The 13,926-nt window shown below is 61.0% G+C and carries 15 protein-coding genes; 5 read left to right on the top strand and 10 right to left on the bottom strand.

Translation table 11 applies throughout. From position 1 onward, the window contains the following. The 9 genes from NMB38_RS02860 to NMB38_RS02820 form a co-directional block, all read right to left on the bottom strand. Nucleotides 1-1,488: a SulP family inorganic anion transporter gene (locus tag NMB38_RS02860; protein WP_345956540.1), complete on the bottom strand. Its 1,488-nt coding sequence runs from the start codon at nt 1,486-1,488 to the stop codon at nt 1-3. Between the two features lie 314 nt (nt 1,489-1,802). Continuing rightward, on the bottom strand, nt 1,803-3,296 hold the full coding sequence (gene tnpC, locus NMB38_RS02855) for an IS66 family transposase (RefSeq protein ID WP_345956863.1): 1,494 nt from the start codon (nt 3,294-3,296) through the stop codon (nt 1,803-1,805). Between the two features lie 78 nt (nt 3,297-3,374). Then, nucleotides 3,375-3,710, bottom strand: a complete 336-nt coding sequence (gene tnpB / locus NMB38_RS02850) for an IS66 family insertion sequence element accessory protein TnpB (RefSeq protein ID WP_028687137.1) — start codon at nt 3,708-3,710, stop codon at nt 3,375-3,377. Beyond that, complete coding sequence (gene tnpA, locus NMB38_RS02845; RefSeq protein ID WP_028687138.1) at nt 3,707-4,033, bottom strand: IS66-like element accessory protein TnpA; 327 nt, start codon at nt 4,031-4,033, stop codon at nt 3,707-3,709. The genes tnpB and tnpA overlap by 4 nt, the downstream gene beginning before the upstream one ends. A gap of 299 nt (nt 4,034-4,332) precedes the next feature. After that, entirely contained in the window at nt 4,333-5,664 is a 1,332-nt protein-coding gene (gene rhlE1 / locus NMB38_RS02840; RefSeq protein ID WP_027915220.1) for an RNA helicase RhlE1, read from the bottom strand. An 81-nt stretch (nt 5,665-5,745) separates the two neighbouring features. After that, nucleotides 5,746-6,639: a drug/metabolite exporter YedA gene (yedA, locus tag NMB38_RS02835; RefSeq protein ID WP_145280382.1), complete on the bottom strand. Its 894-nt coding sequence runs from the start codon at nt 6,637-6,639 to the stop codon at nt 5,746-5,748. Nucleotides 6,640-6,769: 130 nt separating this feature from the next. After that, entirely contained in the window at nt 6,770-7,375 is a 606-nt protein-coding gene (locus NMB38_RS02830; RefSeq protein WP_027915222.1) for a 3'-5' exonuclease, read from the bottom strand. Between the two features lie 7 nt (nt 7,376-7,382). Further along, entirely contained in the window at nt 7,383-7,862 is a 480-nt protein-coding gene (locus NMB38_RS02825) for a LabA-like NYN domain-containing protein (protein WP_023534583.1), read from the bottom strand. 70 nt (nt 7,863-7,932) lie between these two features. Further along, nucleotides 7,933-8,694 carry a DUF2076 domain-containing protein gene (locus tag NMB38_RS02820; protein WP_027915223.1) on the bottom strand — a complete coding sequence of 254 codons (762 nt, stop codon included), beginning with the start codon at nt 8,692-8,694 and terminating at the stop codon, nt 7,933-7,935. A 167-nt stretch (nt 8,695-8,861) separates the two neighbouring features. Here NMB38_RS02820 and NMB38_RS02815 point away from each other — a divergent pair, with 167 nt between their 5' ends. Next, nucleotides 8,862-9,518: a membrane protein gene (locus NMB38_RS02815; protein WP_027915224.1), complete on the top strand. Its 657-nt coding sequence runs from the start codon at nt 8,862-8,864 to the stop codon at nt 9,516-9,518. 16 nt (nt 9,519-9,534) lie between these two features. Here the strand turns inward: NMB38_RS02815 and NMB38_RS02810 are convergent, their stop codons facing one another. Beyond that, complete coding sequence (locus tag NMB38_RS02810; protein ID WP_028687140.1) at nt 9,535-10,314, bottom strand: helix-turn-helix transcriptional regulator; 780 nt, start codon at nt 10,312-10,314, stop codon at nt 9,535-9,537. Nucleotides 10,315-10,444: 130 nt separating this feature from the next. Between NMB38_RS02810 and NMB38_RS02805 the strand changes: the two genes are divergently transcribed. From NMB38_RS02805 to NMB38_RS02790, 4 genes are all read left to right on the top strand, one after another. Continuing rightward, nucleotides 10,445-10,600 (top strand): hypothetical protein, encoded by a 156-nt coding sequence (locus NMB38_RS02805; RefSeq protein WP_154665194.1) that lies wholly within the window; start codon nt 10,445-10,447, stop codon nt 10,598-10,600. Continuing rightward, entirely contained in the window at nt 10,597-11,421 is an 825-nt protein-coding gene (locus NMB38_RS02800) for a carbon-nitrogen hydrolase family protein (RefSeq protein ID WP_027915226.1), read from the top strand. The genes NMB38_RS02805 and NMB38_RS02800 overlap by 4 nt, the downstream gene beginning before the upstream one ends. An 83-nt stretch (nt 11,422-11,504) precedes the next feature. After that, entirely contained in the window at nt 11,505-12,827 is a 1,323-nt protein-coding gene (locus NMB38_RS02795; protein ID WP_027915227.1) for an APC family permease, read from the top strand. A 364-nt stretch (nt 12,828-13,191) separates the two neighbouring features. Beyond that, a complete protein-coding gene (locus tag NMB38_RS02790; RefSeq protein ID WP_081728210.1) occupies nt 13,192-13,920 on the top strand; it encodes an RHS repeat-associated core domain-containing protein in 729 nt (242 codons plus the stop codon). Nucleotides 13,921-13,926 lie beyond the last annotated feature (6 nt).

Here is a 13,926-nt window from a genome sequence, read left to right as displayed (position 1 = left end):
TTAATGTCCTATCAGCGTGTCAATACCATCGGGTTTGTCATGTATTCCGAAGCGATCCACCAGCGTTGAAGTCGCTTGGTTCATCCCGATCACATCTACCTGGATACCTTCGCGACGAAGCTTGAGCACAACCTTGTCCAGCGCAGCCACGGCTGTGATGTCCCAAAAATGAGCTTCACGCAGGTCAATCGTCAGGGTGTCTAGCCGCTCTTTGAGGTCAAAAGCATTTGAGAATCTGTCTGCTGAACCAAAGAATACTTGCCCCGCCACGTAGTACGTCCGGTGAGCATTATCGGGATCACGCTTAGAGGACACGTCCAGGTAGTGGCCGATTTTGTTTGCGAAAAACATCGCGGCTAGCAGGGTGCCTGCGACTACTCCGAACGCCAGGTTATGAGTCGCAACTACAACCACAACGGTGACAACCATAACGATGTTGGTTGAGGGCGGATGCTCCTTGAGATTTCGGATCGATCCCCAACTGAAGGTACTGATAGACACCATGATCATTACTGCAACCAGCGCGGCCATTGGTATCCGGGCCAGCCAATCGCCAAGGAAGATCATCATGATCAGCAGAGAAACTCCGGCAAACAAGGTAGAAAGACGCGTGCGACCGCCTGACTTAACGTTGATCATAGACTGGCCAATCATGGCGCAGCCGGCCATGCCTCCTATGAGGCTGGTTGCGATATTGGCAACTCCCTGACCTTTACACTCACGGTTCTTGTCACTGGTGGTGTCCGTCAGGTCATCCACGATGGTCGCGGTCATCATGGACTCCAAAAGTCCTACCACTGCCAGCGCGGCTGAGTAAGGAAGCACAATCAGCAGGGTCTCCAAATTCAGCGGTACGCTTGGCCACATGAATACCGGCAAGCTGTCAGGCAATGAGCCCATATCTCCCACCGTATGAATTTTCAGGCCCATATGTACCGAGATTGCGGTGAGCACAATGATGCACACTAGCGGCGATGGCAGCAGCTTCCCTACAACAGGCAGTCGAGGGAAGAGATAGATAATCGCGAGGCCTCCAGCGGTCATGGCGTAAACCGGCCATGTAACACCAGTCAGCTCGGGCAACTGCGCCATGAAAATCAGGATCGCCAAAGCGTTTACGAAACCAGTTACAACCGAGCGCGATACAAAGCGCATCAGCTCTCCCAGCCTTAAATATCCCGCTGCTATTTGCAGCACGCCGCAAAGCAATGAGGCAGCAAGCAGGTACTGAAGGCCATGATCCTTGACCAGATTCACCATCAGCAAAGCCATAGCCCCCGTGGCCGCAGAGATCATTGCGGGCCGACCACCGACAAATGCGATCACGGTACAAATGCAGAATGAGGCGTAAAGGCCAACCTTGGGGTCGACTCCGGCAATGATCGAGAAGGCGATAGCCTCGGGAATGAGGGCGAGCGCAACAACGAGTCCAGCAAGAACGTCAGCCCGGACATTTGATAGCCAGGCAGCTTTGATTTTTTCAAGCATGGTTTACCTATAGCAGGCACGGCATGACGCACAGCGGCCAGCGCTGAGCAATGCAGGTGCTTCTGTCTTCATTTAGGTTGTGAGATAGCGGCGACCAAAAATCAGGCGCAGCAGAACGCGACCGCAGCTATGAGGCGGTCAGAGTATTGCGAGGGGGGCGTAGCGCTAAGGCGGCGTAGGCAGCCAGTTGGAACGGGGCAAAGGTAATTCCCTTCGAGATGTCGTAGAAATGACCCACGAATAATACCGGTGAAAGGCGCAATCTTACAACCGCACCCCGTACAGCGAGGCAGTCCCGCAGGATGAAAAGCCCGTTAACGCCAATGGTGAGGCAGCAGACTCGAGACCTCACTAGCCTTATGGGTCGGTAATCGCGTCAGCACATCTTTGAGATAAGCATACGGATCATGACCGTTCATGCGTGCCGACTGGATCAAGCTCATGATTGCCGCAGCCCGTTTGCCGCTGCGCATAGATCCGGCGAACAGCCAGTTAGAACGATCCAGTGCCCATGGCCTGATCGTGTTCTCGACCTGGTTGTTGTCGCTGGGCACAGCACCATCATCGAGGTAGCGCATCAGCGCTACCCAGCGTTTCAAGCTGTAATCCAAAGCCTTAGCTGTAGCCGATCCTTCAGGCACAAGCTCGCGTTGAGCCAGCATCCATTCATGCAATTTCTTTGCGATGGGCGCTGCCATTTCCTGGCGTAATCGCTTGCGATCTTCATCGCCCATTTCCTTGGCTTGCCGCTCAACCTCGTACAAACCGCTAATCGAGTTCAGTGCCTGCTCTGCCAGTTGGCTTTTGTTCGCCACATGCAGGTCGAAGAACTTGCGGCGGGCGTGGGCCATGCAGCCGATTTCGGTGATGCCCAGCTCGAAGCTGGCCTTGTAACCCGCGAAGTCATCGCAGACCAGTTTGCCGTTCCACGTGCCAAGGAAGTTACGCGCATGCTCACCAGCCCGGCTGGGACTGAAGTCGTAGACCACAGCTTTCAGTGCTGAGAACGGCGTTGTGCAGTAAGCCCAGACATAGGCGCGGTGCGTTTTCTTCTCCCCCGGCGCTAGCATCTGTACGGGAGTCTCATCAGCGTGCATCACGCGTTGCCCCAGCACTGCTTCGCGCAGTGCATCCACCAACGGCTGGAGTTGCACGCCGGTTTGGCCGACCCACTGAGCCAGCGTCGAACGCGGGATCGCCAGGCCGGCACGGCCAAAGATTTTTTCCTGCCGGTACAGCGGAAGATGGTCGGCGAACTTGGCGACCATCACATGGGCCAACAAGCCGGCATTGGGGATACCCTTGTCGATCACCTGGGCCGGCCCTGGCGCTTGAGACAGTGTTTCACATTGACGGCAGGCCCACTTGCCACGTACGTGCTGTTCAACGGTGAACACGCCTGGCGTGTAATCCAGTTTCTCGCTGACGTCTTGGCCAATGCGTTGCAACTGGCAGCCGCAGGCACACTCGGTGTTCTCTGGCTCGTGATGAATGACAGTACGTGGGAACTGCGGTGGCAACGGCGCGCGCTTGGGTTGTTGGCGTGGTTCGTCCGGCGCCGGGGCAGGACGAAGTGCTTTCAACGCGGCATCGATGGCTTCGAGGTCGATGTTGAGCAAGTCATCCAGCAAATTGCCTTGCGCCGGGCTGATCTGCTCACTGCGCTTGGCAAACTTATGGCGCTTGAGGATGGCGATCTCGTGAGAGAGCCGCTCGATGATCGTTTCGCCATGATGGATCTTCCGGCCCATGGTGTCGACCCTCGACAGCAACTGCGCCGCTAGCGTGCGCAGTTGTTCGGGGGGAATTTAGTCGAGATCGGGCAAGGAAGTCATGGGGGTGGATTTTACCGAAGCCGCCCACTAGACACAGCTAAAAGACCCGATTCAGAGCAACGTAATTACACCGTTAGCGCCAACCCGCTGCCAAGGCAGGCCCAACACGAGCGCTTGAAGTTGTTCGGCGGCGAGTTCAACTTCCAAGCCGTGATGAGTGCCAGGCCAGTGAAACTTGCCTTGGTTCAAACGTCTTGCGGCAAGCCAGATACCCACGCCATCGTGCACCAGCACCTTCATCCGGTTGGCTCGGCGGTTGGCGAACAGATAAGCGCAGTGCGGCTTCGCCGCACCGAACACCGCCACCACACGAGCCAGCGCAGTCTCGGTGCCGGCGCGCATGTCCATCGGCTCAGTGGCGAGCCAGATGGCGTCGATGCGGATCATTGGGAGAGGTTACTGATGAAGCGGGCGCAGCCGTCCGGATCGGAGATCGGCCAGTTCACAGTGACTGTTCGCTGCCCGGAAGAGATATCGATGCGGGCTACATCCTGCCGAGCAGGCGTCGCAACAGGGGTCTCAAGCTTCAACGGTACAAATGCAGGCAAAGCAGAAGCCTGCCGGTCACGATAGAGCGGTATCCACTTGCGAACCAGATTGGCATTGATGCCGTGCCGCAGGGCGACGCTGGCAATGGACACATCAGGATTGAGGCATTCCTGGACAACTTGCGTCTTGAAGGGTTTGGGGTAAGAGGTGCGCTGACGCATGGTGTTCCTTGAATTAAGGGCGATGGTGTCCACCTAAAAATACGTGGACACCATCGCCCTTAATCTGGGGTTTCTGAAGGTGTGTTCGGCAGACGCTTACGAAGTACCGTCCTGCCGATGTGATCGTCGGGGCTACGGTGTGCGCACCCCTACGAGTGCCTACTGGCGGTTGGACTGGATTCATTGAATGGCGCCCGGTGATTCTCGTTTTAAGGAGAGGCAGCGCCCTACGCGGTGCCAAGGCTCGTACCTGCCCCGTTGAGATCAAAAGCCACTGCCTCACGCCAACGCTCTAACCGTCAGGGCTTGCGCTTGCGCGGCCCCCCATTGAAGCTAGGCACCTTGCGCACGGCCTTCACCGCAGGTGGCGCGGTGCCTGCCTCATCACTGTCCATCCAGCGACCCAGCCCACGCTTGGCACTGTTCTCCTTGGGCTTCTTCGGTTTCTTGGGCTTTTTCATCACCTGACCACTGGCATCGGTCAGGGGTACCCGGTGATCAGGAATGAAGTCAGGCTCTTCATGACGCGTCAGTGTCTGCCGGGTCAGCACTTCGATGGCCGCCAGCAACTGCACCTCATCCGCGCACACCAGCGAAATCGCCTCACCCGTGTTGCCCGCACGGCCAGTGCGGCCGATACGGTGCACATAGTCTTCGGCCACGATCGGCAGGTCCAGGTTGACTACCAGCGGCAGGTCGTCGATGTCCAGCCCGCGCGCAGCCACGTCGGTGGCCACCAGCACCTGCACCTCGCGTGCCTTGAAGCTGTCCAGCGCCCGTTGCCGTGTCGCCTGGGGGCGGTCGCCATGGATACCGTCGGCCTTGACCCCTTCGGCCAGCAGGCGCTCGACCAGTTGATCGACGCCATTGCGTGTCTTGGCGAAGACCAGCACCTGCTTCCAACGCTGCTTGCGCAACAGGTGGCAGAACAGGTCGACCTTGCGCTTCTTGTCCACCGTCACCAGCCATTGCTTGACGCTCGCCGCCGTGGCATTGCGCGGGCTGACTTCGATGCTGAGCGGGTCGTTGAGCGCGAGCCCTGCAAGCAGGCGGATCTGGTCCGAGAACGTCGCCGAGAACAGCAGCGTCTGGCGCTTGCGGGGCAGCGCGGCATAGACCGATTGCAGTTCCTCGGCGAACCCCAGGTCGAGCATGCGATCGGCTTCGTCGAGCACCAGAATCTGCACCTGGTTGAACTTGATCGCGTTCTGGCGATACAGGTCCAGCAGCCGGCCCGGGGTCGCCACCAGCAGGTCCACACCACGGCGCAGGCGCATCATCTGCGGGTTGATGCTGACCCCGCCATACACCGCATAGGTGCTCAGCGGCAGGTGCTCGGCGTACTCGCGCACGTTGGTATGCACCTGCTCGGCCAGTTCACGGGTGGGCACCAGGACCAAGGCACGAATCGAGTTGGCCGCGACCTTCTCGCCTTCGAGCGCCAGGCGTTGCAACACGGGCAGGGCAAAACCTGCGGTCTTGCCGGTGCCGGTCTGGGCGGCGGCCATCAGGTCGCGGCCGGCCAGCACGGCGGGGATGGCCTGGGCCTGTACCGGGGTCGGGTTGGTGTAATCGCGCTGCTCAAGGGTGCGCAGCAAGGGTTCGATCAGGCCGAGTTTGGCGAAATTCATGGCAATACCATCAGGGGTTCAGCGAAGCCGGCAAGTCTACCGCATCCCCCCTGTGCACTTGCAGGTTTCCCGGTCGAGCGGCTAGGCGATGGGCCGCGCCTTGCGCCACTGCGGCAGGCCGATCAGGACCACCGCGCCAATGATCACGGCCATGGCAACGCACTCTTCGGCACCGATCTGCTCGCCGGCAAACACGATGCCCAAGAGCACCGCCACGGCCGGGTTGACGTAGGCATAGCTGGTGGCCGCCGCCGGGCGAACGTGCTTGAGCAGGTACATGTAGGCGCTGAACGCCAGGATCGAGCCGAAGAACACCAGGTAGGCCAGCGCGCCCCAGCCGGCAGCGGTGGGCATCTGCGTCATGCGTTCACCCGACAGCAGGCTGCCCAACAGCAACGCCGTACCACCGACCAGCATCTGTGCAGCGCTGGCCATGGGGCCCGGAGGCATGGGCAGGCGCTTGCTCCAGACCGACCCGAATGCCCACGAGGCGGCGGCGAAGATCAACAGCGCCGCGCCAAGCGGGCTCGCCTGCAGGTTGGAGCCCAGGTTGAGCAAGCCGATGCCGGTCAGGCCAAGCACGATGCCCGCCCATTCGAGCCCTGAGTTGCGATAACCGAACATCAGCCCAAACACCAGGGTAAACAAGGGCACGGTCGCCACCGCCAGCGCTGCCACGCCGGACGCCACGCCGGCATGCTCAGCGATCGTCACGCCCCCGTTGCCACAGCTGAGCAGCATAAAGCCCACCAGCCCCGCTGCCCGCCACTGCGGCCAGGACGGTGATGGCGCCCCTCGCCAGCGCATAAAGCCGTACAACAGCCCCCCGGCAATCAGAAAGCGCACCCCAGCCATGAGCATGGGCGGCCAGCTTTCCACACCGATGCGAATGAACAGGTAGGTTGAACCCCATACGAAATACAGGGCCACGAAGGCCCCGATGAGCAACAGCGGGAAGCGGCGGGTGCTGGACATGGTCGACTCGAAAATCCATTTGCGGGTGACGCAGTCTAACGGTGTGAAACGCAGCGGCAACCCTACAGTGAGGCGTTGGATAAGCAGCACACTTGCCGCCGCGGGCGTGCGACGCCAGGCGCTGCCCGTTTCAGCGGTAGGCTGCCAGCGCGTCGCGCACCTTGGCGGCGGGGGTTTTCTGCAAACGGCAGAACAAGTCGTGGGAAGGCTGCTGCACCCCGTGGTCCTGGCGCAGCACGCCGGCCAGGTGCTGGACCAGGTTAGCCGCCATTTCCGCGTCGGCCATGGCCCGGTGGGCCGTGCCGGTGTTGGGCAGCCCGGCCCAGTGGTTCAGTGTGCCCAGCTTGTGGTTAGGGGCGGCCGGCAGCAGGCGCCGGGACAGCAACAGCGAGCAGGCGAAGGGCTGGCTGCGGCTGCGGCCGATGCGGCTCAGTTCGAAATCCCAGAACTTCTGGTCGAAGGCGGCGTTGTGGGCCAGCAGCGGCGTGGCCCCCACGAACTCGGCCACCTCGTTCATCACCTGCTCCACCGGGGGTGCCTTGCGCACCATGGCGGTGGTGATGCCGGTCAAGCCCGACACGAAAGCAGGCACCGACACCCCCGCGTTCATCAGGCTCTGATAGCGCTCGACGATTTGCCCGCGCTCGAGCATCACCACGGCCACCTCAGTGGCGCGGCAACCGGTGCCTGGGGAAATGCCGGTGGTTTCAAAGTCGATGACAGCGATACGTTCCATAAAAACCTTAGTGTTTGAGCAACAACGGGCCCTCGATGGGCACATAGCGGGTGGCGGCGCGGATCAGCGACATCGCCGTCAGCCCCGGCACGCCGTAGACCACCGCTTCGGTGCCGTGGCGCTGGATCACGCGGTCGAGCAGCAGGTCGAAATCCCCGTCACCCGAGGCCAGTACCACCTGGTCCACGCGGCTGGCCGCATCGATCACATCCAGGGTGATGCCGACATCCCAGTCGCCCTTGGCCGAGCCATCGCTGCGCTGGATGAAGGGCTTGAGGCGCACATCGAAACCCAGGTTGCGCAGTATCTGCTGAAACTGCTGCTGCTTGCTGTCGCCCCGATCGATGGCATAGGCCACCGCCTCGACGATCTGGCCTTCTCGGCTGACCTGGTTCCACAAGGCGGTGTAGTTGAAATGGCAACCGTGGGCCTGGCGCACGGTGTAATAGAGGTTCTGCACGTCGGCGAACAACGCGATCTTTTTCACCTTGGCACCTCGTCTGGCCGAATCGGGGCGGGTTCAGCGCCCCGCGAAGGCCAGCAGTATGCCAGAGCCGTCAGACGTAGGAATCGTCGTCGGAGAATAATCCACCGTCATCACCGCCGTAATCGGCGTCACTGTAACCGCCCTGGTCGCTGCCCCAGCCGCTGTTGTCGGCCACGTGCTGCTGCTCGTTCTGGTCGGTCCAGCCGCCACTGTCACTGGCCTGCGCAGGCTCCTCCTTGATCACCTCGACCACCTCTTCGGGCTGGGCGTTGTGGTTGAACAGGCTGCTGATGCCCTGGGCCAGCAAGACACCCCCGGCTACACCGGCCGCAGTCTGCATGGCGCCGCCCAGGAAGCTGCTGGCACCGCCACGCGCGGGCGCTGCGCCAAAGCCCGGCTGCTGGGCCGGCGGCTGCGAGAAGCCAGGTGCCGCCGGCTCGCGCCAGCCGCCACCGGCGGGTGCGGACGGCGCGACCGAGCGCTGGGGTTGAGGGGCAGGTGCCGGCGCCGAGCTGCGCCCACCAGCGCCGAAGATGCTGGACAGAAAACCGCCGCCGCCTGTGTTCTGCGAGGCGCCGGCCTGCGCAGCCTCGGCCTGGGCACGTGCCTGCTTGAGTTCGGCTTCGAGCTGTTTGTTCTGTTCGTCCAGGCGCTTGATGGCCGCTTCCTGCACCAGGATCGCCTGGGCCATGTAGTAAGGGGCCGCCGGCTGCTGGCGCACGTGCGCCTCGATACAGGCCTGTGCCTGCGCATCACGGGGCTGGCTTGGGTCTTCGGCCTGCTTGATGCGGCTGAACAGGCCATCGATCAGGGATTGTTCTTCGGTATTCATGGGGCGACCTCGTGGGTAGCGGGACAACGGACAGGCTCAAAGATGGGGCGTTAACGCGGCTGATTCAATCACTGGCGGGGTGAAACTTTTTTCAGCAAGTGACGGATCAGAGGTCGCTTTGGGCTAGAGTTAGACCCCCTGTTTCAACTGCCATGCGATGTTGACCCATGAATCCGCTGAGCGTTTTGCGCGACTCCCTCCACTTCTTCACCCGCCACCTGGCCGGTATTGCCCAACTGTGCCTGCCGCTGGTGGTGCTCGAAGCCGTGCTGACCCAGGTGCTGTATCGCCAGCTGGGCGAGCAGGCCTCGCCGGCCTACGGCATGCTGATCTACGTGCTGTGCTACCCGTTGTACAGCGCTGCACTGATCCTCTACCTCGATACCCGCAGCAATGGCCAGGCCATCGCCAAGCGCGACCTGTTTGCCCGTGCGGTGCAGCTCTGGCCGGCGCTGACGCTGCTGGTGCTGATCAGCTCGTTGCTGATCATGGCCGGCATGGCCTTGTTCGTGTTCCCAGGGGTGTGGATCATGGTCAACCTGGTGTTCGGCGAATACCTGCTGGTGCTGCGCGGCTTGCCCGTGGTGCAGGCGATGCGCGAAAGCGCCCGCATGACTACTGGCCATTTCATGCGCATTCTGGTGTGCCTGCTGGGGGTGCTGGCGTCGATCTGGCTGATCGAAGGCCTGATCCTGATGGCCATCCCCGATCCTTCCCCTGGCGTGCAACTGCTCGTGGATAGCCTGGCAGGCTTCCTGCAATTGTTCGGCACGGTGGTCATGTACCGGCTGTTCATGCTGCTCGAAGTCGAGCAGCGCACCTGAACGCAGCCGTTGGCTGCTAGCGCTGGGCCTTGAGGAACAGCGCGAACAGCTCCGACTGGGACTTGATGCCCAGCTTGCGGTAGATGTGCTTGCGATGGACCCGCACGGTTTCCGATGAAATGGCGAGTTTGCGGCCGATCTCCTTGCTGGAACAGCCGCTTAGCAGCATGCGGCCCACTTCCAGTTCGCGGGCGGTGAGCGGCGTTTCAAGGTGGCCAAAGCCCTCGGCCAAGTGGTTCTGCCACGCAGGCGCCGGGGTGACTTCGTCGACATCGTGCTCGAACCGAAAGCGCTGGCGCATGGTGGCCAGCACCCAGGGTTGCAAAAGGTGCAGCAACGCAATCTGCTCACCTGCGAAGCGTGAGCGGCTACCGAGCGACAGGCAAAGCGTGCGCCCTGCATCCAGGGCCACGTTGTACTGCACCTCGTCGGCCACCACGTTGAGGCGGAAATAACGCTGGTAGTAGTCGGTGCGCTCGAAGCATTCAGGGGCCACGTCGGCCAGTTGGACCAGGCCGCTTGCCGGTGCTTCCCGGCTGGCGATGTAGAACGGGTCCAGCAGGTAGAGGCCCTTGAGGTAATCCTGGAATAACGGGTCCAGCCCGCCGTCGCTGCCCGGGGATTCGGCATACACCAATGGGCGGTGCTCACTGAAAAGAAACGCGACCCAGCTGTCGAACGCCACGTATTGCTCCAGCAAACGCACCAGGCGCAGCCAGAAGCCGGGGTGGTCCAACGCATCGATCACCTGGCCGACCGAGCGATGCCAGGCAATGTCCTGAAGTGTAAGGTTCATGTCCGGGCTCTGTACCAAAAGGTGAGACGCAGGTCAGGGTGAATACAACCGAGCAGGCAAAGTGTACTGGAGTGCATCGGCATTGCGGCGCTGTTTTCAGCGCAGCGTCGACCAGTACCGACGGATTTGCATGGGGCTAACCCCTATGGGTTACCTCAAGGGCGTAATTACCCCGCCGCCGATGGCAGCGGCATACTCGGGCACTCACCGTGCGCCACAGCAGCTGGTTTCACGCCGCGTCGATCACCTGGCAGCCGTTGGGCTGCGCATTCAGGAGTTGCAATGAAAGTAGAACTCGTCCAGCTGGACGGTCGCGACGGCGACACCGCCTACAACCTGGAACGCACCCTCGAGGCGATCCACCGCGCAGCAGCGGATGTGGACCTGATCGTGTTCCCGGAAACCCAACTTATGGGCTTTCCAACCCATGACAACATCGCGGCTATCGCCGAGCCCCTGACCGGCCCGACGCTTGCCGCCGTCGCCCAAGCGGTGACCGACAAGGGCGTGGCAGCCGTGGTTGGCCTTGCCGAAGCGGGCGAAGACGGGCACTTCTACAACACCACCGTGTTGATCACCCCGGACGGTGTCGCGTTGAAGTACCGCAAAACCCACCTGTGGGCCTCCGACAAGGGCATCTTCACGGCGGGCGATCGCTACGCCACGGCGTTGTACAAAGGGGTGCGCGTAGGGCTGTTGATCTGCTTCGACATCGAATTCCCCGAAAGCGCCCGCGCCCTGGGCCAGCTGGGCGCCGAGCTGATCTTGGTGACCAACGGCAACATGGACCCCTATGGCCCCACGCACCGCACCGCCATCAGCGCCCGCGCCATGGAAAACCAGGCCTATGCGGTCATGGTCAATCGCGTCGGCCAGGGCGATGGCAACCTGGTCTTTGCAGGCGGCAGCGCGGTGGTCGACCCTTACGGCCAACTGTTATGCGAGGCAGGGCGCACCGCCTGCCGGCTGCAACTGGACCTCGACCTGGCGCTGATCGGGCAAGCGCGCCAGGACTACAGCTACCTGGCCGAGCGCCGCTTCGAACTGCCAGGCCAGCAGGTCGAGCACCCTGACGGCTTGCGAGAACTGATCCTGACCACCGTCTGAACCTTTGCGCCACGGCTGGCGCCCAGGGCCCAGGCCGGGCCCTGACATTGAACTCCATAAAAAACACAATCCGGAGTAACACCATGGCCCACTTGAAACGCACCCTGTCGCTGGGTGCGGTGACGCTGTTCGGCATCGCCTACATGACCCCCATCATTGTGCTGGGCACCTTCGGCATCCTCGCCGACACCACCCAGGGCGCCGTGCCCTCGGCTTATCTGGCCGCCTCCATCGCCATGCTGTTCACCGCCCTGAGCTACGGCAAGATGGCCAAGGCCTTCCCCGTCGCCGGCTCGGCCTACACCTACGTGCGCAAGTCCATCAGCCCCAAGCTGGGTTTTCTGGCCGGTTGGGCGGTGCTGCTGGACTACCTGTTCCTGCCCATGGCGATCTGGCTGATCGGCGCGGCCTACCTGCATTCGGCCTTTCCGGCGGTGCCGCACCCGGTGTGGGTGCTGGCCTTCATTGCCGTCACCACGGCCATCAACATCATCGGCCTGCAGCTGGCCAAGACCGTCAATGGCGTGCTTATGCTGCTTCAGTTCCTCGTACTGGCAGCCTTCGTGGGCCTGGCCGTGCATTACGCCACCGGCGAGCTGAACCAGCCGTTGTGGTCGCTGGCACCCTTTCATCAGGACGGTTTCCAGCTGCCCCTGATCATGAGTGGCGCCGCCATCGCCTGTTATTCGTTCCTGGGCTTCGATGCGGTCAGCACCTTGACCGAGGAGACCCATGAACCGCGCAAGACCATCCCTCGCGCCATCCTGCTCATCACCCTGCTGGGCGGTTTCATCTTCATCGTGGCCAGCTACTTCGTCCAACTCGCGCACCCAAGCGCGACCTTCAGCAACCCGGACTCGGCCGCCTACGAAATCGCGAAGGCCATTGGCGGGGACATTTTCGTGAGTTTCTTCCTGATCGGCCTGATCGTGGGCCAGTTCACCTCGGGGCTTTCCGCCCAAGCCAGTGCCTCGCGCCTGCTGTTCGCCATGGGCCGCGACGGTGTGCTGCCCAAGCGTTGGTTCGGGCGACTGAGTACGCGGTTCGGCACACCGGTCATCAGCATCGTCCTGTGTGGCGTAGTCGCGCTGCTGGCCTTGCGCATGGACGTGACGACCTCCACCTCGTTCATCAACTTCGGCGCTTTCCTGGCGTTCAGCCTGGTCAACCTGTCGGTGATCTTTCACTACTGGATCGCCCAGGGCGAGCGCGGGCTCAAGGCGGCAGCGGTGTACCTGGCCTTCCCCTTGGTCGGGCTGATGGCGGATCTGTGGCTGATGGCAAGCCTGGACCCCATGGCCATCTACCTTGGCGTGGCTTGGCTGGGCATGGGGTGCCTGTACCTGCTGGTCATCACCCGTGGGTTGCGCCAACAGCCGCCAGAGATGCATTTCGAGGAGGCTTGAGGTCGAGTGGGCAGTATGATTTGCGGGGCTTGGAGATATGCCCCGCAGGGCTTGGGTCAGGGTGGGGATCGGATGATTGCGGCCAGTGCGAAATCTGGAAAACTCGGTGGCGTTCTTCGCAGCTGGAATTCTATGAGGCTTCCGGCCGTCGACGGATAACAAATGCGTAATGGCATGGATCTTTATAACCGTTGGCATTCGTGGTTCGGCGATTGGGTTGCTCGCGATTTCGTGCGGGGCCCAAGGCCGTTCTCTAACACCTGTCAGTTTTGCCAGTGGCCGGGTGCGTACATCACCCGGATACTCAAGACGCCCGCCCTGCTAACGGGCGAAACGACAGTTCTCCAACCGCGAGCACAATCGCATGAACAGACTCGAGAGATCGGCGTACTCGCCTTACGGCTTTGCCGCAGAGATTCGATCTGCACACACGTTACTTGGCTTCAATGGTGAGCATGCGCAAGCGCTGACACCGCTCTACCTGCTTGGCTCCGGATACAGAGTCTACAACACGCGCTTAATGCGTTTTCTTTCACCTGATAGCCTAAGCCCGTTCGACGCGGGTGGCATGAATACCTACGCCTACTGTTCAAACGACCCCGTGAACCGCAGCGATCCCACTGGGCACTCTTTCCTATACCCCAACAAAAATGTGCGAAGACCAGCTATTACGCTGCCGAGTCGCGGCGAAGCAGGCAAGTGGCCGACACATCCCTCGGAGTTAGCGAAAAGGGATTTCAGCAATATGAAACTGAAGGAAATGTCCTATAAAGAGATTCAACACTGGTTCAAGATTTCCAAAGGGGAGTTAAAAGAAGCGAAACGCAATATACTGCGCAGCCCAAATGATGCTTCAGAGGCCATCGAGAAATATGTTAAAACTGAGAACCGCCACCATGTATTGACTGAAGCATTAAATTCAAAGATTACAGGACGCCTCGTACACGTTATTGAGTCGTTGTTGGAGGAAGGACTCTACAAACCAAGCATGCCGGTGGAGTCTAATGCAGAACTGGCGACATTGATGCGGAACGGCATGCCCGTTATTATCCCCAGTGTCCATGATTTTAGAACTGTCAAAATGCGTCACTAAGGCTGT

This window comes from Pseudomonas sp. FBCC-B35 (assembly GCF_059133755.1).
This window is presented reverse-complemented; position numbering and strand designations above follow the sequence as displayed.

Bases quoted from the DNA above. Each gene is read 5' to 3' on its own strand.
- NMB38_RS02820 (WP_027915223.1), bottom strand. From the start codon at position 8,694: ATGAATACCGAAGAACAATCCCTGATCGATGGCCTGTTCAGCCGCATC.
- NMB38_RS02815 (WP_027915224.1), top strand. From the start codon at position 8,862: ATGAATCCGCTGAGCGTTTTGCGCGACTCCCTCCACTTCTTCACCCGC.
- rhlE1 (WP_027915220.1), bottom strand. From the start codon at position 5,664: ATGAATTTCGCCAAACTCGGCCTGATCGAACCCTTGCTGCGCACCCTT.
- NMB38_RS02790 (WP_081728210.1), top strand. From the start codon at position 13,192: ATGAACAGACTCGAGAGATCGGCGTACTCGCCTTACGGCTTTGCCGCA.
- NMB38_RS02860 (WP_345956540.1), bottom strand. From the start codon at position 1,488: ATGCTTGAAAAAATCAAAGCTGCCTGGCTATCAAATGTCCGGGCTGAC.
- NMB38_RS02810 (WP_028687140.1), bottom strand. From the start codon at position 10,314: ATGAACCTTACACTTCAGGACATTGCCTGGCATCGCTCGGTCGGCCAG.
- NMB38_RS02800 (WP_027915226.1), top strand. From the start codon at position 10,597: ATGAAAGTAGAACTCGTCCAGCTGGACGGTCGCGACGGCGACACCGCC.
- tnpA (WP_028687138.1), bottom strand. From the start codon at position 4,033: ATGCGTCAGCGCACCTCTTACCCCAAACCCTTCAAGACGCAAGTTGTC.
- NMB38_RS02805 (WP_154665194.1), top strand. From the start codon at position 10,445: ATGGGGCTAACCCCTATGGGTTACCTCAAGGGCGTAATTACCCCGCCG.
- yedA (WP_145280382.1), bottom strand. From the start codon at position 6,639: ATGTCCAGCACCCGCCGCTTCCCGCTGTTGCTCATCGGGGCCTTCGTG.
- tnpB (WP_028687137.1), bottom strand. From the start codon at position 3,710: ATGATCCGCATCGACGCCATCTGGCTCGCCACTGAGCCGATGGACATG.
- NMB38_RS02830 (WP_027915222.1), bottom strand. From the start codon at position 7,375: ATGGAACGTATCGCTGTCATCGACTTTGAAACCACCGGCATTTCCCCA.
- NMB38_RS02795 (WP_027915227.1), top strand. From the start codon at position 11,505: ATGGCCCACTTGAAACGCACCCTGTCGCTGGGTGCGGTGACGCTGTTC.